The organism is Kitasatospora sp. NPDC056800 (genome assembly GCF_042789775.1).
Taxonomy (GTDB): domain Bacteria; phylum Actinomycetota; class Actinomycetes; order Streptomycetales; family Streptomycetaceae; genus Kitasatospora.
This window is the reverse complement of sequence record NZ_JBHUAL010000067.1, coordinates 1-22,698: the sequence shown is the minus strand read 5'-3', so window position 1 is coordinate 22,698 and position 22,698 is coordinate 1. Positions and strand designations below refer to the sequence as shown.

Annotated in this window: 22 protein-coding genes; 5 read left to right on the top strand and 17 right to left on the bottom strand. The window is 72.8% G+C overall.

The annotated features are described in order from the left end of the window. The first annotated feature begins 248 nt into the window (after window positions 1-248). From ACFRQN_RS17305 to ACFRQN_RS17290, 4 genes are all read left to right on the top strand, one after another. The gene (locus ACFRQN_RS17305) at window positions 249-722 is read left to right on the top strand and encodes an Lrp/AsnC family transcriptional regulator (RefSeq protein WP_030306695.1); all 474 of its coding nucleotides are present in this window, start codon (window positions 249-251) and stop codon (window positions 720-722) included. Then, window positions 719-2,113, top strand: coding sequence for an aspartate aminotransferase family protein (locus tag ACFRQN_RS17300; RefSeq protein ID WP_049651897.1), 1,395 nt, complete (start codon window positions 719-721; stop codon window positions 2,111-2,113). Before ACFRQN_RS17305 ends, ACFRQN_RS17300 begins: the two co-directional genes overlap by 4 nt. Before the next feature lie 223 nt (window positions 2,114-2,336). Continuing rightward, window positions 2,337-3,092, top strand: a complete 756-nt coding sequence (locus ACFRQN_RS17295; protein ID WP_049651896.1) for an ABC transporter ATP-binding protein — start codon at window positions 2,337-2,339, stop codon at window positions 3,090-3,092. Window positions 3,093-3,152: 60 nt separating this feature from the next. Continuing rightward, complete coding sequence (locus ACFRQN_RS17290) at window positions 3,153-4,304, top strand: hypothetical protein (RefSeq protein WP_380741074.1); 1,152 nt, start codon at window positions 3,153-3,155, stop codon at window positions 4,302-4,304. 33 nt (window positions 4,305-4,337) lie between these two features. Here ACFRQN_RS17290 and rlmN read toward each other — a convergent pair whose 3' ends face one another. From rlmN to rpsB, 6 genes are all read right to left on the bottom strand, one after another. Next, the gene (gene rlmN / locus ACFRQN_RS17285; protein ID WP_074001525.1) at window positions 4,338-5,438 is read right to left on the bottom strand and encodes a 23S rRNA (adenine(2503)-C(2))-methyltransferase RlmN; all 1,101 of its coding nucleotides are present in this window, start codon (window positions 5,436-5,438) and stop codon (window positions 4,338-4,340) included. Between the two features lie 83 nt (window positions 5,439-5,521). Beyond that, on the bottom strand, window positions 5,522-6,745 hold the full coding sequence (locus ACFRQN_RS17280) for a phosphatidate cytidylyltransferase (protein ID WP_380741073.1): 1,224 nt from the start codon (window positions 6,743-6,745) through the stop codon (window positions 5,522-5,524). Window positions 6,746-7,008: 263 nt separating this feature from the next. Beyond that, the gene (gene frr / locus ACFRQN_RS17275; protein ID WP_049657639.1) at window positions 7,009-7,566 is read right to left on the bottom strand and encodes a ribosome recycling factor; all 558 of its coding nucleotides are present in this window, start codon (window positions 7,564-7,566) and stop codon (window positions 7,009-7,011) included. Between the two features lie 98 nt (window positions 7,567-7,664). Next, on the bottom strand, window positions 7,665-8,429 hold the full coding sequence (gene pyrH / locus ACFRQN_RS17270; RefSeq protein WP_030056790.1) for a UMP kinase: 765 nt from the start codon (window positions 8,427-8,429) through the stop codon (window positions 7,665-7,667). 261 nt (window positions 8,430-8,690) lie between these two features. Next, on the bottom strand, window positions 8,691-9,530 hold the full coding sequence (gene tsf / locus ACFRQN_RS17265) for a translation elongation factor Ts (RefSeq protein WP_074001524.1): 840 nt from the start codon (window positions 9,528-9,530) through the stop codon (window positions 8,691-8,693). Between the two features lie 129 nt (window positions 9,531-9,659). Next, window positions 9,660-10,538, bottom strand: coding sequence for a 30S ribosomal protein S2 (gene rpsB, locus ACFRQN_RS17260; RefSeq protein WP_049657635.1), 879 nt, complete (start codon window positions 10,536-10,538; stop codon window positions 9,660-9,662). A 665-nt stretch (window positions 10,539-11,203) separates the two neighbouring features. Here rpsB and ACFRQN_RS17255 point away from each other — a divergent pair. Beyond that, window positions 11,204-11,890, top strand: a complete 687-nt coding sequence (locus ACFRQN_RS17255) for a murein hydrolase activator EnvC family protein (protein WP_380741072.1) — start codon at window positions 11,204-11,206, stop codon at window positions 11,888-11,890. Window positions 11,891-11,959: 69 nt separating this feature from the next. Here the strand turns inward: ACFRQN_RS17255 and ACFRQN_RS17250 are convergent, their stop codons facing one another. From ACFRQN_RS17250 to lepB (ACFRQN_RS17200), 11 genes are all read right to left on the bottom strand, one after another. After that, window positions 11,960-12,544 carry a TetR/AcrR family transcriptional regulator gene (locus ACFRQN_RS17250; protein ID WP_117491975.1) on the bottom strand — a complete coding sequence of 195 codons (585 nt, stop codon included), beginning with the start codon at window positions 12,542-12,544 and terminating at the stop codon, window positions 11,960-11,962. A 199-nt stretch (window positions 12,545-12,743) separates the two neighbouring features. Next, window positions 12,744-13,667: an RNA polymerase sigma factor WhiG gene (gene whiG / locus ACFRQN_RS17245; protein WP_241852776.1), complete on the bottom strand. Its 924-nt coding sequence runs from the start codon at window positions 13,665-13,667 to the stop codon at window positions 12,744-12,746. Between the two features lie 470 nt (window positions 13,668-14,137). Continuing rightward, on the bottom strand, window positions 14,138-15,334 hold the full coding sequence (gene dprA / locus ACFRQN_RS17240) for a DNA-processing protein DprA (RefSeq protein WP_117489675.1): 1,197 nt from the start codon (window positions 15,332-15,334) through the stop codon (window positions 14,138-14,140). Then, on the bottom strand, window positions 15,331-17,046 hold the full coding sequence (locus tag ACFRQN_RS17235; RefSeq protein ID WP_117489673.1) for a YifB family Mg chelatase-like AAA ATPase: 1,716 nt from the start codon (window positions 17,044-17,046) through the stop codon (window positions 15,331-15,333). Before ACFRQN_RS17235 ends, dprA begins: the two co-directional genes overlap by 4 nt. Before the next feature lies 1 nt (window position 17,047). Beyond that, on the bottom strand, window positions 17,048-17,551 hold the full coding sequence (locus ACFRQN_RS17230; protein WP_079271927.1) for a YraN family protein: 504 nt from the start codon (window positions 17,549-17,551) through the stop codon (window positions 17,048-17,050). Between the two features lie 168 nt (window positions 17,552-17,719). Further along, window positions 17,720-18,046: a DUF2469 domain-containing protein gene (locus tag ACFRQN_RS17225; protein WP_030056781.1), complete on the bottom strand. Its 327-nt coding sequence runs from the start codon at window positions 18,044-18,046 to the stop codon at window positions 17,720-17,722. A 55-nt stretch (window positions 18,047-18,101) separates the two neighbouring features. Further along, complete coding sequence (locus tag ACFRQN_RS17220; protein ID WP_049650392.1) at window positions 18,102-18,575, bottom strand: NUDIX hydrolase; 474 nt, start codon at window positions 18,573-18,575, stop codon at window positions 18,102-18,104. Window positions 18,576-18,687: 112 nt separating this feature from the next. After that, entirely contained in the window at window positions 18,688-19,440 is a 753-nt protein-coding gene (gene lepB, locus ACFRQN_RS17215) for a signal peptidase I (RefSeq protein WP_117489671.1), read from the bottom strand. A gap of 160 nt (window positions 19,441-19,600) precedes the next feature. Beyond that, window positions 19,601-20,608, bottom strand: a complete 1,008-nt coding sequence (gene lepB, locus ACFRQN_RS17210; RefSeq protein WP_117489669.1) for a signal peptidase I — start codon at window positions 20,606-20,608, stop codon at window positions 19,601-19,603. 242 nt (window positions 20,609-20,850) lie between these two features. Then, on the bottom strand, window positions 20,851-21,615 hold the full coding sequence (lepB, locus tag ACFRQN_RS17205) for a signal peptidase I (RefSeq protein WP_074001522.1): 765 nt from the start codon (window positions 21,613-21,615) through the stop codon (window positions 20,851-20,853). A 232-nt stretch (window positions 21,616-21,847) separates the two neighbouring features. After that, entirely contained in the window at window positions 21,848-22,606 is a 759-nt protein-coding gene (lepB, locus tag ACFRQN_RS17200) for a signal peptidase I (RefSeq protein WP_380741080.1), read from the bottom strand. Window positions 22,607-22,698: the final 92 nt, after the last annotated feature.

The following is a 22,698-nucleotide window of genomic DNA, read 5'->3' as shown; positions in this document are numbered from 1 at the left end:
TACGTCGGCGGGTCCGGCGTACGAAGGGTCCCGAGTGGCCGCACCCGGAGCGGCGCGGTCCACTGGTGGCGGTACGTGCGGCGGCCCTCGGGGGCGCGCGCGTACGGTGCCAGGGTAGCCGCACGACTGCTGGTATCGACAGGCGGAGTGCGCTCCGGCAATGAAATCCGCATACGTTTTCCAAGATCACGACGAAATCAGCAGTTTCCACGCTTGCGAACGCGCGAACGATCAGGCACAGTGGCCGCGTGGCCAACCGCGACCGGAACGCCAGCGTTCCCCTCGACGCCGCCTCCAAGGCGATCATCGAGCAGCTCCAGGAGGACGGGCGCCGCCCGTACGCCGCCATCGGCAAGGCCGTCGGCCTGTCCGAGGCGGCCGTGCGGCAGCGCGTCCAGAAGCTGCTCGACCAGGGCGTGATGCAGATCGTCGCCGTCACGGACCCGCTCACCGTCGGCTTCACCCGCCAGGCGATGGTCGGCATCCGGGTCGAGGGCGACATCGAACCCGTCGCCGACGCGTTGGCCGCCCTCGACGAGGTCGACTACGTCGTCTGCACCGCAGGCTCGTTCGACCTCCTGGCCGAACTGGTCTGCGAGGACGACGAGCACCTGCTCGAAATGATCAACAAGCGCATCCGCGCGCTTCCCGGCGTGCGGAGCACCGAGAGCTTCGTTTACCTGAAGCTCCGGAAACAGACCTACACCTGGGGCACCCGATGACAGCCGACCCGGCGCAGAAGGACCTTTCCAAGACCGCCTACGACCACCTGTGGATGCACTTCACCCGCATGTCGTCGTACGAGAACTCCCCCGTGCCGACGATCGTCAAGGGCGAGGGCACCTACGTCTGGGACGACAAGGGACGCAAGTACCTCGACGGCCTCGCCGGCCTGTTCGTCGTCCAGGCCGGCCACGGCCGTGAGGAGCTCGCCGAGGCCGCCGCCAAGCAGGCCAAGGAGCTCGCCTTCTTCCCGGTGTGGAGCTACGCCCACCCGAAGGCCGTCGAGCTGGCCGAGCGCCTGGCCAACTACGCCCCGGGCGACCTGAACAAGGTCTTCTTCTCCACCGGTGGCGGCGAGGCTGTCGAGACCGCCTGGAAGCTCGCCAAGCAGTACTTCAAGCTGACCGGCAAGCCGACCAAGTACAAGGTCATCTCGCGCGCCGTCGCCTACCACGGCACCCCGCAGGGCGCCCTGTCGATCACCGGCCTGCCGGGCCTGAAGGCCCCGTTCGAGCCGCTGGTCCCGGGCACCCACAAGGCGCCCAACACCAACATCTACCGCGCCCCGGCCTTCCTCGAGGGCCCCGACGGCACGGTCGACCCCGAGGCCTACGGCCGCTGGTGCGCCGACGAGATCGAGGTGGCCATCCTCAACGAGGGCGCCGAGACCGTCGCCGCCGTCTTCGTCGAGCCGGTGCAGAACGCCGGTGGCTGCTTCCCGCCGCCGCCCGGGTACTTCCAGCGCCTGCGCGAGATCTGCGACCGCCACGACGTGCTGCTGGTCTCGGACGAGGTCATCTGCGCCTTCGGCCGCCTGGGCACCATGTTCGGCGCCGACAAGTTCGGCTACCAGCCCGACATGATCACCTGCGCCAAGGGCATGACCTCGGGCTACTCCCCGATCGGCGCCACGATCATCTCGGACCGCCTCGCCGAGCCGTTCTACAAGGGTGACAACACCTTCCTGCACGGCTACACCTTCGGTGGCCACCCGGTCTCCTCCGCGGTGGCGCTGGCCAACCTCGACATCTTCGAGCGCGAGGGCCTGAACCAGCACGTGCTCGACAACGAGTCGGCGTTCCTGGGCACCCTGGACAAGCTGCGCGACCTGCCGATCGTCGGCGACGTCCGCGGCAACGGGTACTTCTACGGCATCGAGCTCGTGAAGGACAAGGTCACCAAGGAGTCGTTCAACGACGAGGAGGTCGAGCGCGTCCTCTACGGCTTCCTGTCGAAGGCCCTCTTCGACAACGGCCTGTACTGCCGCGCCGACGACCGTGGCGACCCGGTCATCCAGCTGGCCCCGCCGCTGATCTCCGACCAGTCGACCTTCGACGAGATCGAGCAGATCCTGCGGACCAGCCTCACCGACGCGTGGGCGAAGATCTGATCCCCTGAGCCTTCTTCCCCACCCTCCGCCGAAGGGCGGCCCCGCTCCCCGCGGGGCCGCCCTTCGGCGTCCCCGGTCCGCTCAACATCACAGTCGTACGACCAAACATGCCTGAATGCGGGTGATTTGCCCGTGATGGACCAGTGCGCCGCAACCGCGACCCGGCCCCCTCGTTCTAATCTGACGACTGTCATATCCCTGCGGCCACCCAGGATGGATCCTCATGTCAGCGGCACCGCCTGACAACGACGTGCTGTGGGCCCGAGGGATCGTCAAGTCCCATGACGGCACCCCCGCCCTGCGCGGCATCTCGATCGGCGTCCGCGAGGGCGAGGTGCTCGCCGTCACCGGCCCGCGCGGCTCCGGCAAGAGCACCCTGCTCGGCTGCCTCTCCGCGCAGCTCCCGGTCGACGAGGGCGAGGTCTGGTTCAACAGCGCCCCCGTGCACACCCTCGCCCGGGCCGGCCGCGAACGGCTGCGCCGCGACCGCTTCGGCTTCGTCGGCTCGGAGCCCCACCTGGTGCCCGAACTGACCGCCCGGGAGAACGTCGCCCTGCCGCTGCTGCTCGCCGGGGCCGGCAACAAGGCCGCCTACACCGCCGCCGACGAGTGGCTGGAACGCCTCGACGTCGGCGACTGCGCCCGGCTGCGCCCCGAGCGGCTCGTCCAGAGCCGGCGCCAGCGGGTCGCCGTCGCCCGCGCCCTGGCCCCGCTGCCGCCCGTGGTCTTCGCCGACGACCCCACCGCCCCGCTGCACCGCGAGGCTGCCGACCAGGTCATGCGGATACTGACCAGCGCGGCCCGGTCCCACCAGCTCACCCTCGTCCTGGCCACCCACGACGCCGAACTCGTCCGGTTCGCGGACCGCGCCGTCGCCCTCGTCGACGGACGGCTCACCGCCCCCGTCGCCCCCGTCCCCCGCGGCACCACCGCCCCCGGGGCCAACGGGGCGCCCGCCGTCACGGCCACCCGCCGCTGACGGCGCCAGGCCACCGAACGCCGAGCCACCGAACGCCGCCGAGCCGCTGAAAGAGTCGACGTGTTCTATTTCCGTCTGGCCCGGGGCTACCGGGTGCCCGACCTCGGCCGCTGGCTGCTCACCGCGCTGGCCGCCGCCGTGGTCGCCGCCTTCCTGCTGCGCTCCCTCGGCCGGGCGATGAGCGACCCGGCCGGCGGCGCCGGCCCGCTGGCCCGGCTGCTCTGGTGCCTGCCCCCGCTCGCCGCCGTCGCCTGGTTCGCGGCCGTCGCCGCCCGCGCGGTGCCCGCCCGGCGACCCGAGCGGATCGCCGGCCTCACCGCCGCCGGAGCCGGCTCCCACCGGATCCGGACACTGATCGCCGGCGAGGTCGCGCTCGCCTCCACCCTCGGCAGCGTGCTGACCCTGTTGGCCTTCCTGGTGCTGCGCAACGACGTCGCCGGGCCCGGGCTCGCCCCCGACCTCGGCATGGGCGTGCCGCTGCCGGCCGCCGCACCGGTCGCCCTGCTCGCCCTGGTCCCGCTCACCGCCGGCACCGCCGCCGCCTGCGCGGTGCCCGTCACCGAGACCCTGCCCGGCGGCCGCACCCAGGCCCCGACCGGCTTCGGCGTCTGGCGGATCGCCCTGGCGACCGGACTGGGCGTCATCGGCGCCGCGCTCGAACTCATCGCCCTGCGCCCCGGCGCCGCCGCCGACGGCCGCCCGATCCACCTGCCCGCCGGGCTCGGCAGCACCAGCACCGCCGCCCTCGGCGGCTGGGCCGCCAGCGCGCTCGGCCTCGCCCTGCTCACCGGCCCGCTGCTGGGCTGGGCCGGGCGGCTGCTCGCCGTCGGACGGCCCACCCCGCTGCGGCTGCTGGCCGGGCGCGGGCTCACCGCCCAGGCCCGGCGGCTCGGCGCACCGCTGGCCGTGCTCACCCTCGCCGTCGCGCTGGTGCTCACCACGGTCCGCTACTGGATCGGCACGCCCGACAGCGCCGACGCGCTGCCCGCGGTCGAGGCCTGCCTGGTGCTCGGCTGCGCGGCCGCCGCGGTGGTCACCCGGCTCGCCGAGGTCCGCACCGACCGCCGGGAGGTCACCGACGCGCTGCTGCGCCTCGGCACCTCGCCCCGGCTGCTGTTCGGCGCGGTCGCGCTGCGCACCCTCGCGGTGGGCAGCACACTACTGCTGACCGGCGGGGCGACCGCCGCACTGGCGGCCGCCGGCCTGCGCTGACCCGCGCCACGCGCCTGGCGCCCGGCTCCTGTCCTAGCCCGCCGCGGCGAGCTGGCCGCAGGCTCCGTCGATCTCCTGGCCGCGGGTGTCGCGGACGGTCGTCGGCACGCCGTGCGACTGGAGGCGGCGGACGAACTCGCGCTCGTCCTCGGGCCGGGAGGCCGTCCACTTGGAACCCGGGGTCGGGTTCAGCGGGATCAGGTTGACGTGCACCCGGTGGTTCTTGATCAGCCTGCCGAGCAGGTCGGCCCGCCAGGCCTGGTCGTTGATGTCCTTGATCAGCGCGTACTCGATGGAGATCCGGCGGCCGGACTTCTCCGCGTAGTTCCAGGCCGCGTCCAGCACCTCGGCGACCTTCCACCGGGTGTTCACCGGGACCAGCTCGTCGCGCAGCTCGTCGTCCGGGGCGTGCAGCGACAGCGCCAGGCGGCAGCTGAGGCCCTCGTCGGCGAACCGGTTCATCGCCGGGACGAGGCCGACGGTGGAGACCGTGATGCCGCGCTGGGACAGGCCGAAGCCGTCAGGGGCCGGGTCGGTCAGCCGGCGGATCGCGGCCAGCACCCGGTTGTAGTTGGCCAGCGGCTCGCCCATGCCCATGAAGACCACGTTGGACAGCCGCGCCTCGCCGCCGGGGATCTCCCCCGCCTTGAGCGCGCGCATCCCGGAGGCGATCTGCTCGACGATCTCGCCGGTGGACAGGTTGCGGGTCAGACCGGCCTGGCCGGTGGCGCAGAACGGGCAGTTCATGCCGCAGCCGGCCTGCGAGCTGATGCACATGGTGACCCGGTCCGGGTAGCGCATCAGCACGGACTCCACGAGCGTGCCGTCGAACAGCTTCCAGAGCGTCTTGCGGGTGGCGTCGTCGTCGCAGGAGACGTGCCGGACCACCGACATCAGCTCGGGCAGCAGGCTCCCGGTGAGCTTCTCCCGGCTGGCGGCGGGGATGTCCGTCCAGCTCGCCGGGTCGTTCGACATCCGGCCGAAGTAGTGGTTGGAGAGCTGCTTGGCGCGGAACGGCTGCTCGCCCAGCTCGGCGACGGCCTCCTTGCGCTCGGCGGGGCTCAGGTCGGCGAGGTGTCGCGGGGGCTTGGCGCCGCGCGGCGCGACAAAGGTGAGTTCTCCGGGCTTAGGCATGGTTGTTCCAGTGTCGCAGACGCGCGAGGGCCCCGGACGCCAGGCGTCCGGGGCCCTCACCTCGTACGTCCCGCCCGGGCGGGTCAGCTGCCGACGAAGGCCGCCAGCAGCAGCCAGACCACCGGGGCGGTCGGCAGGAGCGAGTCCAGCCGGTCCATGATGCCGCCGTGGCCGGGCAGCAGCGTGCCCATGTCCTTGATCCCGAGGTCGCGCTTGATCATCGACTCGCCCAGGTCGCCCAGGGTCGCGGTGACCGCCGCGCAGCCGCCCAGGATCAGGCCCTGCCACCAGCTGCCGCCGTCGATGATCAGCTCCATCAGCAGCGCGCCCGCCAGCATCGACAGGCCGATGCCGCCGGCCAGGCCCTCGCGGGTCTTGCCCGGGCTGATCGTCGGGGCCAGCTTGGTCTTCCCGAACTTGTAGCCCACCGCGTAGGCGCCGGTGTCGCTGCAGATCGTCACGATCAGGAAGAGCACGATCCGCTGGGGGCCGTCGTCGGCCGCCAGCATCATCGCCACGAAGGTGGCCAGGAACGGCACGTAGAAGGCCGTGAACACGCCTGCCGTTATGTCCCGCAGGTAGTCCTCCGGCGGCTCGGCCATCCGCCAGACCATCACCGCCAGCCCGGTCAGCGCGAGCGAAGCGGCGGCCCACTGGATGCCGGACCAGTAGCCGGTGGCGACCATCGCGATGCCGCCCACGACCAGCGGGACCAGCGGCGCCTTGATCTGCTTGCGCTCGGCGAGCCGGCTGGTCAGCTCCCAGACGCCGACCGCGACCGCGGCCATCACGACGACCAGGAACAGCGCCTTCACCACGAACAGCGAGGCGATGATCACCGCACCGAGGCCGACGCCCACGCCTATGGCGGCCTGGAGGTTACGGCCGCCGCGCTGCTTGCGCGGCTGCGGCTGCGGGGCGGGCTGGGCGGCCACGGGTGTCTCCTGCCCTGGGAGGGACGACGGCACGAAGCGGGGCTGCCCGGCCGCCAGGTGGTTCGCCGGCGGCGCGGGATGCACCGGTGCCCCCGGGTGCGGCGGGGTGCCGTGACCGGGGGCGGGGGCGGCGTCGTCGGATATCGCGCGCAGCACGACCGTCTCCGTGACGCCCGGCGGCGCCGGCTCGGGCTGTTCGTCCCGGAACAGCGGGCCGCTCAGCCGACCGGCCCCCCGGGCCTGCCCCTCGGCCGGGTCGGCCGGGCCGCCGGTGGCGGGCCGCCCGTGGGCCGCGGGCCGACCGCGGCCGGCCGACCGACCGTGGTCGGGCGTGCCGGGCGGCGGGCCGGGCTCGGCCGGTACGGGAGGCATGACCTGAGTCTCCTCCGCGTCGCCGCCCCAGTACACCGGAGGCTGCTGCGGCTGATCCGAACGGAGGCCCGGCGTGCCCGGGGGCACGGCGTGGCCGCCCGGGTGACCGGGATGTCCCGGGGCCGGCGCCGCAGGCCGCGCGCCGTACCCCGGCGCCGGGTGGGCCGGGACAGGGGCGGCCTGCGGGTGCGGCGCCGGGCGGTAGGGCTGGAACTGCTGGTCGGACGGGCCCCAGTAGCCGGGGGCGTCAGGGGCGTCGTTCATCAGACCTCGAGCAGCTCGGCTTCCTTGTGCTTCAGCAGCTCGTCGACCTGGGCCACGTACTTGGCCGTGGTGTCGTCGAGCTCCTTCTCGCCGCGGCGGCCGTCGTCCTCGCCGACCTCGCCGTCCTTCACCAGCTTGTCGATCGCGTCCTTGGCCTTGCGGCGCACGGCGCGGATCGAGACCTTGGCGTCCTCGCCCTTGGTGCGGGCGATCTTGATGAACTCCCGGCGGCGCTCCTCGGTCAGCTCGGGCAGCACCACGCGGATGATCGAGCCGTCGTTGGACGGGTTGACGCCCAGGTCGGAGTCGCGGATCGCCTGCTCGATGGCCTTCAGCGCGGTCTTGTCGAACGGCGAGACGACCGCCATCCGCGGCTCCGGCACCGAGAAGGAGGCCAGCTGGTTGATCGGCGTCACGGCGCCGTAGTACTCCGCGACGATCTTGGCGAACATCGCCGGGTGCGCGCGGCCGGTGCGGATGGCCGCGAGGTCGTCCTTGGCGACGCTGACGGCCTTCTCCATCTTCTCCTCGGCCTCGAGGAGGGTCTCTTCGATCACTGTGGTCTCCCTGTCCGGTTCATCTGCTGTTGTCCCGACCGGTGTCGGCGCGGCGGCCGGTCACGGCGCCGCCGCCGTCCCGTACGGCTGGTTGCTGCTCAGGCCCGGACAGAATCCTGGCTGATGAGTGTGCCGATCTTCTCACTCTTCACCGCACGCGCGATATTGCCCTCCGCCAGCAGCTCGAAGACCAGCATCGGCAGGTTGTTGTCCTTGCACAGCGTGATCGCGGTGAGGTCGGCGACCTTGAGGTCGCGCGCGATGACCTCGGAGTACTCCAGCGCGTCGAACTTGACCGCGTCCGGGTTGGTCCGCGGGTCGGAGTCGTAGACGCCGTCCACGCCGTTCTTGCCCATCAGCAGGACGTCGGCGTGGATCTCCAGGGCACGCTGGACGGCCGTGGTGTCGGTGGAGAAGTACGGCATGCCCATACCGGCGCCGAAGATCACCACGCGGCCCTTCTCCAGGTGCCGGACGGCCCGCAGCGGCAAGTACGGCTCGGCGACCTGGCCCATGGTGATGGCGGTCTGGACCCGGGTCTCGATGCCTTCCTTGACCAGGAAGTCCTGCAGCGCCAGGCAGTTCATGACGGTGCCGAGCATGCCCATGTAGTCGGAGCGGGCCCGGTCCATGCCGCGGACCTGGAGCTCGGCACCCCGGAAGAAGTTGCCGCCGCCGATGACCACCGCGACCTCGGTACCGGCACGGACGACGGTGGCGATCTCCCGGGCGATCGCGTGCACGACGTCCGGGTCGACGCCGAGCCCGCCACCACCGGCGAAGGCTTCACCGGACAGCTTGAGCAGCACCCGGCGGCGCGAGCCGGCCTTGGGGTCCTGCGCGGTCTCCTGCGTCTCCTGCATGGACTTCTCCTTTTTGCACCTACTGGTCACAGACGCGGGTGTGCGGATGCCCGGCCTGCGCGTACACGCGAGGAGGCCACTGCCGCGGGAACCGGTTCGGTGTCCTGCACGGCAATGGCCTCCTCGTCGTTCATGGTGCCGACGCGAGCCCGCCCGTTGGCGGTAGGCGCGGGGTGAGCCCGTTCGGCGTTCCTCCCGCCCCGGTCAGCGGGCGGGGGCGGTTCCCAGCGTAAGGGGGCCGGGGACCAGGTGGAACGTGGCTCAGGCGCCGACGCGGAAGCGGGCGAAGCGCTTGAGGGCGACGCCGTTCTCCTCGAGGACCTTGGCGACGGTCTTCTTGTTGTCCTTCGCGAAGGCCTGCTCCAGGACGGAGTTCTCCTTCACGAAGCCCGTGACGCGACCCTCGACGATCTTCGACAGGGCGGCCTCCGGCTTGCCCTCCTCGCGGGCGGTGGCCTCGGCGACGCGGCGCTCGTTCTCGAGCTCCTCGGCCGGGATCTCCTCGCGGGACAGGTACTTCGGCGCGAAGGCGGCGATGTGCTGCGCGACGTCCTTGGCGACCTCGGCGTTCTCCTTGTCCAGCTCGACCAGGACGCCGACGGCCGGCGGCAGGTCGGGGCTGGTCTTGTGGAGGTAGACCGCGACGAAGCCGTCACCGTCGAACTGGGCGAAGCGACGGAAGACGATCTTCTCGCCCAGGGTCGCGTTGGCCTCGTCGACGAACTGCTGGACGGTCTTGCCGGCCTCGATCTCGGAAGCCAGGGCGGCGTCCAGGTCGGCCGGGGCGGTCTTCGCGACGTGGGCGGCGATGGCGTCGGCGACCTGGACGAAGTTGTCACCCTTGGCGACGAAGTCCGTCTCGCAGTTCAGCTCGACCAGAACGCCGGACTTCTTGTCCTCGGCGATGAGCGCGGCGACGGCGCCGTTGGAGGCGTCACGGCCCTCGCGCTTGGCAACGCCCTTCTGGCCCTTGATGCGCAGGAGCTCGACGGCCTTCTCGACGTTGCCCTCGGCCTCGTCCAGGGCCTTCTTGCAGTCCATCATGCCGGCGCCGGTGAGCTCACGGAGCTTCTTGACGTCCGCGGCGGTGAAGTTCGCCATGGTGTGAATCTCTTCTCGCGTCTCGCGTGTCTGCGTGGGGATGCGCCGGGACCGCTGGTTCGGTCCCGGCGCGGGAGAGAGGGGCACCTGCCGGCTTCGTACCGGCCGGTGCCCCTCACCCTTGGTACGTCAGGCCTGCTCGGCCGGCGCCTCGGTGGCGGGGGCCTCGACAGCGGCCTCCTCGGCGGCGGGGGCCTCGGCGGCGGCCTCGGCGGGGGCCTCCTCGGCCTTCTTCTCGCCCTCGATGAGGTCCTTCTCCCAGGCGGCCAGCGGCTGGTCGGCGCCCGGCTCGGCCTTGGCGTCGCCCTTGGCGACACCGGCGCGGGACTTCAGGCCCTCGGCCACGGCGTCGGCGATCACGCGGGTCAGCAGGGTGACGGAGCGGATCGCGTCGTCGTTGCCCGGGATCTTGTAGTCGACCTCGTCCGGGTCACAGTTGGTGTCGAGGATGGCGACGACCGGGATGTTGAGCTTCCGGGCCTCGCCGACCGCGATGTGCTCCTTCTTGGTGTCCACGATCCAGACGGCGCTGGGAACGCGCTGCATGTCGCGGATACCGCCGAGGGTCTTCTCCAGCTTGTCGTGCTCGCGCTGGAGGACCAGGAGCTCCTTCTTGGTGAGACCGGAGCCGGCCACGTCCGAGAAGTCCAGCTCGCCGAGCTCCTTCAGACGCTGAAGGCGCTTGTAGACGGTCGAGAAGTTGGTCAGCATGCCGCCGAGCCAGCGCTGGTTCACGTAGGGCATGCCCACGCGGGTGGCCTGCTCGGCGATGGCCTCCTGGGCCTGCTTCTTCGTGCCGACGAAGAGGACGCTGCCGCCGTGGGCAACGGTCTCCTTGATGAACTCGAAGGCGCGGTCGATGTAGTTCAGCGACTGCAGGAGGTCGATGATGTAGATGCCGTTGCGCTCGGTGATGATGAAGCGCTTCATCTTCGGGTTCCAGCGGCGGGTCTGGTGACCGAAGTGGACGCCGCTCTCCAGCAGCTCCCGCATCGTGACGACGGCCATTGCCGTACTCCTTGGTGTTACGGCCCGGCAGCGGCACTGCGTCGCAGCGATAGCCCACAGCCGGGTCAGTCTCGGTTTGTCCGTGGCGGCCAGGTGACAGCCACGCCTGACGCCCCGAACGTGCCGAGCCGCTACCACCCTTCCGGCCCGGGGGCCGGTCGGGCTCGGCGGACCGAGCGGCACTCGCACCTGGCGGGGCTGCGGACGAACCGCGTCCGGCCGCCGGTGGCGGGGCGTGCGAAGTCGACCCGGCGGACCGGGTCGCGTGTGAAGTGTACGGGAAGCGCCGAGGGGCGGGCGACTCCACGCGTGGCCGAGGGCCCGCCGAGGACCTGGGAGGAGCCCGGGGAACGGCCGGGGTGGGCGGGTTCCGGTGGGGCTGCGGCAGCGTTCCCGTGGGGCGGCGGCGGGGTCGGGGCGGGTCGCGCGGGGCGGCCGGGGGTGGAGTCGGAGGTGGAGCTCGGCGTGGGCGCGGAGGCGGGTGCGGGGGCGGACGCGGGTCGGTCGACCGCCTGCCCCGGGTCCGTCACCGGTATGCCGTTTGTACACCGGATGGCGGCGCCCGTACACCCGCCCGGGCGATGGCGCTCGGGCGTGGGGGCGGTTTGTCCACAGGAATCCGAATGTGGGTGGTGCGGGGGCGGCGCGGGGGCGAGCCTGCGGGCATGACTGGTCGCGGGTGGTTCGGTGGGGTGATCGGGGTGATCGGGGTGGGCCAGGTGGGTCTGGCCGGTCGGCGGGCTCACGGGGTGCTGTCGCTGTGGGTGGCGGTGGTGCTCGTGGTCGTGCTCGCGGTGCCGGGGGCTTCCTATGCCTCGGGCGTCTCAGGAGCCTCACGGGCTTGGGGAGGCTTCGGTGCCGTCGGTGCGGTCGGTGCGGTCGGCGTCCCGGGCCCGGGCGGCGAGGCCGGGCGGGGTGGTGCGCGGGCCTGGCCGGTGGGTGGCCCGGACGGGGTGCTGGGCCGGTTCGAGCCGCCGGCGAAGGTCTGGGCCGCCGGGCACCGGGGGGTGGACCTCGCCGCCGCACCCGGGGCGGAGGTCCGGGCGGCGGCTCCCGGAGTGGTCACGTTCTCCGGGCCGGTGGCGGGACGGCCGGTGGTGACCGTCTCCCACCCGGGCTCGGGCTCTCCCCCGCTCCGGACCACCTATCTGCCCGTCACCGGCACCGTCCCGGTCGGCACCCAGGTAGCCGCCGGACAGGCGATCGGACTGCTCGCTCCGGACGGGCGGCACTGCGCCGGGCGCGACTGCCTGCACTGGGGGCTGCTGCGCGGAAACCGCTACCTCGACCCGCTGGCCCTCTTCGGCGCGGGCACGGCCCGGCTGCTGCCGCTGGACGGCGGGGACGGGTAGGGCGCCGGGCCGGGGGTGGGGTGCGGGTCAGGGCCTGGGCCGGGGCCGAGGGCAGGCCCGGAGCCGGGCTCAGGCGCGGACGAGCCCGCGCAGCACCATCGCGACGGCGGCGTCGGCGATCTCCTCGGGGCTCTCGGTCGCACAGCCGGCGCGGCCCCCGGTCGCGGCCTGCTCGGCCCTGCGGGTCGCCGCTTCCACGACGCCCTGGACCAGGGCCGCGGCGAGCCGGGGCTGCTCGTGGCCGAGTTCCTCCAGCGTCCGGCCGACCAGACCGGCCAGCCTGCCGTGCGCCGCCCTGATCCGCTCACGCGCGGCCTCGTCGAGCTCCAGCGCCGAGATCGCCACCACCGCGCGGTGCCGGGGGTCGGCGGCCAGTGCCAGCTGGCCCCGGACGTAGGCCTCGATCCGCTCGACGGCGGTGTCGCAGCTCGCCATCCCGGCCTCGATCTCGGCCGCCCAGAGCGGGAGGTCCACCTCACAGAGCGCCTCGACCACGGCGGCGCGGGAGCGGAAGTACTCGTAGACCGAGGAGCGCGCCAGCCCGGCGCGCGCCGCGAGCGCGGGGAAGGTCAGGGCCTCCATGCCACCCTCGGTCAGCAGGATGCGGGCAGCATCGAGGAGGGCTGCCCGCTGGAGCTGGCGATGCTCGGCCACCGTGGCCGCTCGGATCTTCGGCACGGTCCCACTGTACGGAGCCCTACCTCCGGCCGGTACGGCGCCGCGCATCGGAACGGGGCCCGGGCCCGGCGACCGGCTTCTGACGACCGACGGCAGACACCCCTCCGACCGGCACCTTCGCTGCCGGCGCCCTTGCTGTCGGTCCCCGGCTGCCGGCGCCCTTGTCGTCGGCGCCCTACCGGATGTCCGACAGCTTGGCGCGCAGCTGGAGGACGGACTTGGTGTGGATCTGACTCACCCGACTCTCCGTCACCCCCAGCACCTGCCCGATCTCGGCGAGAGTGAGGCCCTCGTAGTAGTAGAGCGTCACCACCGTCTTCTCCCGCTCGGGGAGGGTGTTGACCGCCTGGGCCAGCAGTCTGCGCAGCTCGCGGTCCTCGGCCACCTCGACCGGGTTGTCCGCACCATGGTCGACCAGGGTGTCCATCAGGCTCAGCCGGTCGCCGCCCTCCCCGACCGGGTGGAGCAGTTCGTCCAGCGCGACCACGTTGGCGAGCGACAGCTGGCTGAAGATGGCGTGCAGGTCCTCGATCGCGATGCCCATCTCGGCCGCGACCTCGGGCTCGTGCGGCGTCCGGCGCAGCCGGGCCTCCAGCGTCGCGTACGTCCGCTCGACCGCCTTCGCCTTCTGCCGCACCGAGCGCGGGATCCAGTCCAGGGCGCGCAGCTCGTCGATGATCGCGCCCCGGATGCGGCTGATCGCGTAGGTCTCGAACTTGATGGCGCGGTCGATGTCGAACTTCTCGATCGCGTCGATCAGCCCGAAGACCCCCGAGGAGACGAAGTCCGCCTGTTCGACGTTGGAGGGCAGGCCGACCCCGACCCGCCCCGCCACGTACTTGACGAGCGGTGAGTAGTGGAGGATCAGCTGCTCCCGCAGCCGCTGGTCCCCGGTCTCCTTGTAGGAGCGCCAGAGCTCTTCGAGGGCGGTGCGCCCCTGGGCCGCGACCTCCCGGACATCCTGCCCCTGGCCGCCGTCCGCCGCCTTCTCCCGGCGGAGCGGGGACACCGGCGAGGCGAGCGCCGGAGAGGTGGCGCCCCGGGCCGGCGCACTGCCGGGCGGCCGGGGCGCGCCGGCCGCGACCGCGCCGGGGGGCACACCGGCGGGCGCCCCGACAGGCGCGCCGTCGAGGTCGGCCGCGCCGGCGCCCGGGGCCGGCTCGGCACCCCGGGCCGCATCCGTAGGCTGGGGCACCACCGTCGGCCGCCCGCCCTGGCGGGACAGGCCTCCCATCGTCCCCGCCGACTTGGACGGGTAGTCGGACGCGGGGCGCCGCTCGGTCCGCGGCCCTCCCGAGGACCGAGCGCCACCGGTCACTCTGTGTCCGGGAATGTGTGTGGGCATGCGTTGGTCTGCGCCGTTCTGCCGAGTCATGTGCTGATAGGGAAGGCATGTGGAGCGTAGCGTGACCAACTCACTGCAAAGCGCTACCGCCACTCGGTCGTCCCCCGATCCGGTGGCGTTCGCACACCGGATCCGGGCGACGGACAGCAGAACCGGATCGGCAGGTCAGCCGGGCGGGTCCGACATGCGTTCCCTCTACCCAAACGTGTTCCCGGTCCCAGCGCTCACCTCCTCCGCACCACGCGCCAGTGCGCGCCGTGCCGCTCCACGTAGCCGAGCGACCCCAGCTCGTAGAGCCGTTGCAGGACTTCGTCCGGCGGGAGGCCGGACTGCCGGGCCAGCCGCTCGACCGGCGCGCCCTCCGCCGTCGCCGGTACGGCCTCCAGCACCCGGGCCACCGCCGGCTCCAGCAGGTCGCGCGGGAGCACCGGGCCGCTGCGCTGCGGCGCGAGGTCCTCCCCGATCGCCCCGATCAGCTCGGTGATCTCGGCCGCGTCGGTGACCAGGGTGGCACCGCCGCTGCGGATCAGGGCGTGCACCCCGGCGGAGAGTTCCGAGGTCACCGGGCCTGCGACGCCCATGGTGTGGCGGTTGAGGTCCCGCGCCCGTCGGGCCGTGCTCAGGGCTCCGCTGCGCACCGCCGCCTCGACCACCACCGTCCCCCGGGTGAGCGCCGCGATGACCCGGTTGCGGAGGACGAAGCGGAAGCGGTTCGGGTGCTCCCCGGGCGGGAGTTCGCTGACCAGCAGGCCCTGGACACCGATCCGCCGGATCAGTTCGGCGTTGCCCTTGGGATAGGCCACGTCAACGCCGCAGGCGAGTACGGCGGCGGTCGTCCCACCGACCGCGAGCGCCCCGCGGTGTGCGGCCGCGTCGATCCCGTAGGCGGCTCCGGAGACGACCACCCAGCCGCGCTCGGCCAGTTGGGCGGACAGCTCCCCCGCGACGTGGGCGCCGTAGGCCGTACAGGCGCGGGAGCCCACCATCGCGACCGAGCGCAGTGCGAGCAGCCGCAGCGAGCCGGTGCCCGTCACCCAGAGCCCGATCGGGCGTCCGTCACCCAGGTCGTCGAGTTGGCTGGGCCATTCCGTGTCCCCCGGAATGATGAACCGCCCACCGACGTCCCGTACCCGTTTCAGGTCCATCCGCGGGTCCAGCCCCGGGAGCCGCGCCTGGTACCCGGACAGTCGGGTGGCGTCCAGTCCCGGGTGGTCTGGCACCGTCCCGTCCCGGATCGCCTTCACCACGTCGACGGCGGGAAGTTGAGCGAGCCATCGACCGACCACCGCGTCCCCCGGCTCGCTGAGTCGGCCGAGCAGCACCCGGGCGAGGCGTTCCGGCTCGGTCTCGGTGGTGGCCCCGGGGCCGGGCCCGGCATCGGACCCACCGGGAATTCGAGGTTGCCTCAGCAACTGGTTCATGCCTCACCCTTCTGGTTTCGCGAACGCTCGTCAGGCGTCTCGGGCTCCCCGGACAAGTCGCCGTCCGGGCTGGCGCGCTGGGCCGGGATCCCACCGAGCCGCCCGAAGACCCGCTCGGTCAGCGGCAGTCCGTGCTCCACCCCGGTGCGCAGGACCAGGGCGGTGCGCACGTCCCGTTGGTCCGGCCGGTCGCGGCCGGCGAGGTCGGCCACCGTCCAGGCGACCCGGAGCACCCGGTCCAGGCCCCGGGCGGTCAGCAGCCCCCGCTCCAACTGCCGTGCGGCGTCGTTGAGTGCGCCGGCCGTGAGCTGCCAGCGGGTGCGCAGCTCGTGGCCCGGGACCTCCGCGTTGGTCCGCCACGGGGTGTTCGCCAGCCGGGCCGCCGCCCGCTCCCGCGCGGCCAGCACCCGGGCCGCGACGGTCTCGGTGGTCTCCGCCGTGGTGTCCCGTTCCATGAGCTCGACCCTGGTCACCGGGGCCACCTGGACCTGGAGGTCGACCCGGTCCAGCAGCGGCCCGGAGAGCCGCCCCTGGTAGCGGCTGACCATGGCGGGGGTGCACTCACAGCCCTCGCCCCGCCGCGAGTACCGGCCGCACGGACAGGGGTTGGCCGCCAGGCAGAGCAGGAAGCGGGCCGGGAGCCGCAGTGATCCGGCCGAGCGGGCGATCACCACCTCGCCCGACTCCAGCGGCTGGCGCAGCGCGTCGAGCACCCGGACCGGGAACTCCGGTGCCTCGTCCAGGAAGAGCACGCCCCGGTGGGCCAGCGAGACCGCTCCCGGTCTCGGCATACCGCTGCCGCCGCCGACGATGGCCGGCATCGTCGTGGAGTGGTGCGGGGCGCAGTAGGGCGCGGTGTCGATCAGTGGGCGCCCGGCCGGGAGCAGCCCCGCCACCGAGTGGACGGCGGTGACCTCCAGCGCCTCCTTCTGGGTCAGCGGCGGGAGCAGCGCGGGCAACCGCTCCGCCAGCATCGTCTTGCCCGCGCCCGGCGGGCCCTTCAGGTAGAGGTGGTGCCCTCCGGCCGCGGCGATCTCCAGCGCCCGTCGGGCCTCGTACTGGCCGGCCACGTCCGCCATGTCCAGCCGGGCCGCCCTGTCGTCGGGCAGGCCCCGCACGCCGGCGCTGGGCAGCATCAGGCCGGCCATCAGCGGATCGGGCCTGCCCCCGATCGGATCGGGCGGCTCCTCCGGTGCCGCCGCGCCGGTCAGGATGGCGACGAGCTGGCGCAGGCTGCGGACGCCGATCACCGTCACCCCGGGGACGAGCGAGGCCTCGGGTGCGGTCTGCTCGGCGACCACGACCCGCTGGTACCCGGCGTCGGCGGCGGCCAGCACCGACGGCAGCACCCCTCTGACCGGCCGCACCCGGCCGTCCAGCCCCAGCTCGCCGATGATCAGCAGGTCGGCGATGGCGGAGGGGTCGAGCCGTTCGGCGGCGGCCAGCACGGCGCAGGCCACCGCGAGGTCGAAGCCGCTGCCGCTCTTGGGCACCGAGGCGGGGCTGAGACCGACCGTCAGCTTCCGCTGCGGCCAGGCCTCGCCGCTGTTCACGACCGCGGCACGGACCCGGTCGCGGGCCTCGGTGAGCGCCTTGTCGGGCAGGCCGACCAGGGTGAACGCGGCCACCCCGGGCTCCAGATCGGCCTGGACCTCGACGATCACTCCGTCGACGCCGACGAGCGCGACGGAACAGGTACGGGCGAAGGCCATCTCAGACCACCCCCCGCAGGTGGTCGACCAGGGCCGCACCCCGCGCCCGGTTGACCACCGCGACCAGGTCGATCCGCACCCCGCCCGGTGGGGCGGGAGGCCACTGCGGATCGGTGGGCCCCGGGTCGTAGCCGGGGCCGGCCAGCCGGGCGAAGTGGTCGGGCCAGCGCTCGGCCATCCAGCGCTCGGCCAGGCGTTGCAGCCGGGCGGCCTTGGCCCGGTCGATGGCCTCGGTCGGCTGCTGGAAACCCCGCTCGGAGCGGGTCTTCACCTCGCATACCGCCACGGTGTCGCCGTCGAGGGCGACGATGTCCAGCTCGCCCTCGGCGCAGCGCCAGTTGAGGTCCAGGATGCGGAGCCCGGCCTCCGCGAGGCGGCGGGCGGCGACCCGCTCCCCGTACCGGCCGAGCCCGTTCCTGGTGCTGCGGTCCGGGATCGCCCGCGGGGCCTTCCCGGCTGCGGCCGTGTCCGGTACGGCCTGGTCCTGCACGACGGTGTGCTGCATGGTGACCACCTCCGCCGAGGAGGCTGCCCCAACGCGCACGGCGAGGCCCGGGAATTCCCGTTCCCTGTGGATAACTCGGACCTGTGGACAACTCCTGTCACCCGCAGGGGTGAGAAGCCCCGTTCCCGCGAAATTCGGCTGGACAACGCGGGACGGAGTCGTCCAACGTCAGTTCCCGAAGCCGGACTCGTCCGAGGGCAGCTCCAGATCGCTCTTCGCGAGTTCCTCGATGTTCACGTCCTTGAAGGTCAGCACCCGGACCTTGCGGACGAACCGGGCCGGCCGGTACATGTCCCAGACCCACGCATCCGCCATCGACACCTCGAAGAACACCTCGCCCTGGACCGAGTGCACCTGCAGCTCGTAGTCGTTGGTGAGGTAGAACCGTCGTTCGGTCTCGATCACGTACTTGAACAGGCCGACGACGTCCCGGTACTCCCGGTAGAGCTTGAGCTCCATCTCGGTCTCGTACTTCTCGAGATCTTCGGCACTCATCCAGGCGTCCCCTCAACTTGTCACGTCCACCCATTGTGGACCACCGCACCCACGGTCAGAGCCGTACCGGGTCCACCGGCGGGCCCTCGACCAGCAGCCGCTCCAGGAAGTCCGCCAGACCGACCGGATAGACCGTCTCGGCGGTCCCCCTCAGTTCCTCGACCGTCCACCAACGCGCCGCGAGCAACTGGGCGTGCTCGTCGGCGCCCATGCCCGAGTGGTCCAGCACCGTCTCCGTGGTCCGGGCCAGGTGGAACCACTGCTCCTGCTCGTAGCGCTGTCCCTGAAAGGAGAACGACACCGTGCCGTACGCCACCAAGGGCCCCAGGTCCACACCCCGCAGGCCGGTCTCCTCGGCGAGCTCCCGCTCGGCGGCCTCCCGCACGTCCTCCCCCGCCTCCAAGCCTCCCCCGGGCGTGAACCACCACGTCTCCCCCGGAGTGGCCGGGTCGGCCCCCAGGAAGAGGAGGATGCGGTCCAGCCCGTCCAGCAGCAGGATCCGCGCCGCTCTGCGGCGCCGTGCTGTCATGGCGGCGCTCCACGCTCCTTCCGTTCGCATCGGTGGCGCTACCGATCCTGCCACCCGGCGCGGTCGTCCGGGGCGATGTTCGGCAGAGCGGCCCGCGGGGCGGCGGCCCCGCTCAGGAGCTGCGCCCCCGGAGCCGGCGGGCCAGACCCGCCACCCCGCCCACCGCCGAGGTCACGAGGATCAGCGCCGCGCCCGCGACGGCGGCGTAGGCGGAGGGCTCCAGCGGCCCCGGCTGCGAGGCCTTCGGGCCCGCGAAGCCGTCGAAGTCCGTGACCCGGTCGAGCAGGCCCGTCCGGCCGAAGGGCAGCACGGTGGCCTCGACCCTCGCCTCGACGGCCTCGGCCGGGACGGTCCCGCCGTCCACCTCCAGGTGGGTGCGGGAGTCCAGCGAGCCCACCCGGTTGTCGCCGAGCAGGAACAGCCGGCCCTGCGGCACCGTCACGCTGAACGGCTGGCCCTGGCCGCCCTGCGTCGCGAGGTAGGGCTCGTCCACCGGCTGCCCGTCGACCGTCAGCCGGTGATCGGCCCCGCTGGTGGCGACGGTGTCCCCGCCGACCGCGACCACCCGCTTGACCATGAGTTCGCCGCCCCAGGCCTGGTCCCGGAAGACCACCACGTCGCCCCGCCCGATGTCGCCGCCGCCGACCTTGCGGGCGAGCACGGTGTCCCCGACGCGCAGCGTCGGGTGCATCGAGGCGGTGGGGATCTTGTACGGCCGGTAGTCGATCGCGATCAGCGCGAAGCCGCCGACCATCAGCACCAGCCCGAGTGCCAGGGCGACGCCCTGCAGAACCGCGGCGGGCCGACGGCCCGCACGGGCGGGCGCGGTCGGGTGGTCGGCCGTCTGCTCCACGACACTGCTCATCGACACCGTCCACCTCTGGCCGACCGGAGAACACCACTGGCACGCCGGAGGCTCGGGCGGAAAAGCCGGCGGGCCGTGGCACGTCCGAGCAGATTACTCGTCGGTACCACGGCCCGCGCAAGAGCCGGGGGCAACCCGGCGGAACACGATCCGGTGGAGCTCAGGACTCCTTGCGGCTCTCCACCCGGCCACGCACCCGCCGCACCAGCGGGAGCAGGGCGACGGCCCCCACCGCACCGGCCACGGGGGGCGCCATCGGCGCGGCCGCCGCCAGGCCCTTCTGGTCGAAGGTGTCCGGCACCGGCAGCGTCGACCAGTGGCCGACCGGCCAGGCCACCACGAAGGCACGCCCGATCACGTTGTCCACCGGGACGGTGCCGCCGCCCGGCTGGTCCATGTGGAAGCGGGAGTCCAGCGAGTTGGCGCGGTGGTCGCCCATGACCCAGATCCGGTCCTTGGGCACCTTGACCGGGCCGAAGGGGTGGTCGCCGCACGGGGTGTTGCCCTGGTAGACGTACGGCTCGTTGAGCGCGACGCCGTTGACCTTGACCGGCCCCTCGCCCTCGCACTCGACGGTGTCCCCGCCGACCGCGATGACCCGCTTGATCAGGTCCTTCTCGTTGGCGGAGGGCATCAGGCCGACGAAGCTGAGCACGTCCTGCACACCGCGGAGGAAGGAGTTGCTGCTCTGCTGGGTCGGCTCGTCGCTCAGCCAGCCGCCCGGGTCGTGGAACACCACGACCTCACCGCGCTCGGGTTCGGCCCCGAACCACGGGGTCAGCTTGTCGACCAGGACGCGGTCGCCGACCTGCAGCGTGTTCTGCATCGATTCCGACGGAATGGAGAACGCCTGGACGAAGAACGTCTTGATCACCAGCGCGAGGATGAGCGCGATGCCGACCAGGATCGGCAGTTCCTTCCAGAACGAGCGCTGCTTGCGCGGCTTGGACGGAGCCTCCGACTCCGAGCCGTCCGCGGGCTCGGCCTCCGCGTGCTGGGAGCCCGGGGCGTCCTCCGATCCGGCACCGCCCTGCCCGTCGGCGGTCTGCGCCGCCGCGTCCTCGACCGAGGCCGAGGAGGCCGCGGACTCGGTGGACCGGTCCGCCCGACGGCCTGGGCCCTCGGGCTCTCCGGCGCCTGATCGGGCGCCGATCACCAAATCCCCCACAACGTCTCCTCCCTGCTGTGCGGACGCCCGCGCGCCCGCGCTCAGAGTGCCGCACAGCGGGCACCACGCTCACCACGACCATGAACGCCTCAGGGCTGCCCACCGCGGACTCCCCTGACACCAGCACAGCCTCGGCCCGCGACCGGGACCACTCCCAGCCGCACCTGCACTTCTCTATCACTCCAAGGCATCCGGCTCGCGGTCCCACACGCGAGGCCCGTCCGGTCGGCGGCCGGTGCGGCTCACTCCGGAGGCCGCCCCGACCGGCGAACGACGAGCGGAAGGATGCCCAACACCCCCATAACGAGCGGCGGTTCCGCAGGAACCGGCCCAACGCCCACCGATCCCGCGGCAGTTCCGCCGGCCTGCGGCATCCGGGCGAGAGAGGAGAGTGAACCGGGCGCATCGAGTTGATGGAAGCGGTCCAGCGGCCAGGCGGTCACGAACGCGCGACCGACCACGCCGCTCAGCGGGATCGTCCCCTGTCCCGGATTGCCCATATGGAAACGGGAGTCGGCGGAGACGTCCCGGTGGTCACCCATGACCCACAGCCGCCCCTGCGGCACCTGGATCCTGAAGGCCTGCCGGGACGGCGGGTTGCCGGGCGCGAGGTAGGACTCCTCCACCGGGTGGCCGTTGACGCTGAGGCGCCCCTGCGCGTCGCAGCACTCGACGGTGTCCCCGCCGACGCCGATCACCCGCTTGATCAGGTCCTGCTCGTTGTCGGAGGGCAGCAGTCCGACGAAGGTCAGCACCTGCTTGGCCGCACCCAGCACCGGGCCGTCCTCGGACGGCTTGCGGTCGCGCTCCAGCCAGCCGCCCGGGTCCTTGAACACCACGATGTCGCCGCGCTGCGGCTCACTGCCGAACCAGGGGGTCAGCTTGTCCACCAGTACCCGGTCCCCGATCAGGATGGTCTGCTCCATCGAACCCGAGGGGATCACGAACACCTGGACCAGGAAGGTCTTCATCACCAGCGCCACCAGCAGGGCCACCAGGACGATCATGGGCACTTCGCGGACCAGCGAGCGCTTGCGCCGACGGGCGGCCTTGCGGGCACTGCGACGGCGCTCGGCCCGGCCGCGCGCCGACGGGGCCCCTGCCGGTCCACGGCCTGCCGCGCCGTCCTCCCCTGGTCCACCGCGCACCGGACCGGCCGAAGCCGGACCCCCTGCGGCCGGTCCCCCCGCAGTCGGGCCAGTCGGGCCTCCGGCAGCCGGGCGGTCGTCGAGCCGCCCCCTACCCCTGGTCCCCATGACCGCCTGTCCCCGCAGTCGCGGCGAAGGCCGCGGGCCGGTCCAGGCTGGTCCAGCGCGAGATCGGGTAGACCACCCAGTCCGCCCGGCCGATCACCTTCTTCTCGGGCACGAAGCCGCCGCCGGGATCGCCGAGGTGGTCGCGGGAGTCCCGGGAGGCGCTGCGGTGGTCGCCCATCACCCAGAGCTTGCCGGCCGGCACGACGATGTCGAAGGCCACGCTCGACGGGGCGTCGCCCGGGGACAGGTAGGAGGTCTCGTCGATCGGCACGCCGTTGACGGTGATCGGCGCGCCCGGCCCGGTGCTGGTCACCCGGTCCCCGCCGACGCCGATCACGCGCTTGACGTAGACGGTGTCCCCGGCCGGGGCCAGCCCGAGGTCCTGGGCGAACGAGCGCAGGCCGTCCCAGAACGTGGGCTGCTTCGCCGACTCGCGGAGGAAGGAGCCCCTCCCGTCGAAGACCACGACGTCGCCCCGCTGGGGATGGCCGCCGAAGGCGTAGGCGAGCTGGTACGCGACCAGCCGGTCGCCGGGGCGCAGGGTCTCCTCCATCGACCCGGAGGGCACCGAGAAGGGACGCGCGACGAAGGCGTTCGCCAGCAGCAGGGCCGTCAGGCAGATCCCGACCAACAGCAGCAGGTCCCGCGAACGCGAGCGCCCGGGCTCCTCGTCCTGGTCAGACTCGTCCGACTCGTCCGAGCCGTCGCCGCCGGTCTGCTCCGGGCCCTCGGCCTGCTCCAGTACCTCAGCGTGCTCCGGCCCGTCGGCGCGCTCCGCGCCGACGACGCCACCCCCGGAAACGACCGCGGACCGCGACAGCGAGTCCGCACCGG

Coding starts and splice junctions, on each gene's coding strand:
- ACFRQN_RS17300 (WP_049651897.1), top strand. CDS start 719: ATGACAGCCGACCCGGCGCAGAAGGACCTTTCCAAGACCGCCTACGAC.
- ACFRQN_RS17295 (WP_049651896.1), top strand. CDS start 2,337: ATGTCAGCGGCACCGCCTGACAACGACGTGCTGTGGGCCCGAGGGATC.
- rlmN (WP_074001525.1), bottom strand. CDS start 5,438: ATGCCTAAGCCCGGAGAACTCACCTTTGTCGCGCCGCGCGGCGCCAAG.
- ACFRQN_RS17280 (WP_380741073.1), bottom strand. CDS start 6,745: ATGCCTCCCGTACCGGCCGAGCCCGGCCCGCCGCCCGGCACGCCCGAC.
- pyrH (WP_030056790.1), bottom strand. CDS start 8,429: ATGCAGGAGACGCAGGAGACCGCGCAGGACCCCAAGGCCGGCTCGCGC.
- tsf (WP_074001524.1), bottom strand. CDS start 9,530: ATGGCGAACTTCACCGCCGCGGACGTCAAGAAGCTCCGTGAGCTCACC.
- rpsB (WP_049657635.1), bottom strand. CDS start 10,538: ATGGCCGTCGTCACGATGCGGGAGCTGCTGGAGAGCGGCGTCCACTTC.
- ACFRQN_RS17255 (WP_380741072.1), top strand. CDS start 11,204: ATGACTGGTCGCGGGTGGTTCGGTGGGGTGATCGGGGTGATCGGGGTG.
- dprA (WP_117489675.1), bottom strand. CDS start 15,334: ATGAACCAGTTGCTGAGGCAACCTCGAATTCCCGGTGGGTCCGATGCC.
- ACFRQN_RS17235 (WP_117489673.1), bottom strand. CDS start 17,046: ATGGCCTTCGCCCGTACCTGTTCCGTCGCGCTCGTCGGCGTCGACGGA.
- ACFRQN_RS17230 (WP_079271927.1), bottom strand. CDS start 17,551: ATGCAGCACACCGTCGTGCAGGACCAGGCCGTACCGGACACGGCCGCA.
- ACFRQN_RS17225 (WP_030056781.1), bottom strand. CDS start 18,046: ATGAGTGCCGAAGATCTCGAGAAGTACGAGACCGAGATGGAGCTCAAG.
- ACFRQN_RS17220 (WP_049650392.1), bottom strand. CDS start 18,575: ATGACAGCACGGCGCCGCAGAGCGGCGCGGATCCTGCTGCTGGACGGG.
- lepB (WP_117489671.1), bottom strand. CDS start 19,440: ATGAGCAGTGTCGTGGAGCAGACGGCCGACCACCCGACCGCGCCCGCC.
- lepB (WP_074001522.1), bottom strand. CDS start 21,615: ATGATCGTCCTGGTGGCCCTGCTGGTGGCGCTGGTGATGAAGACCTTC.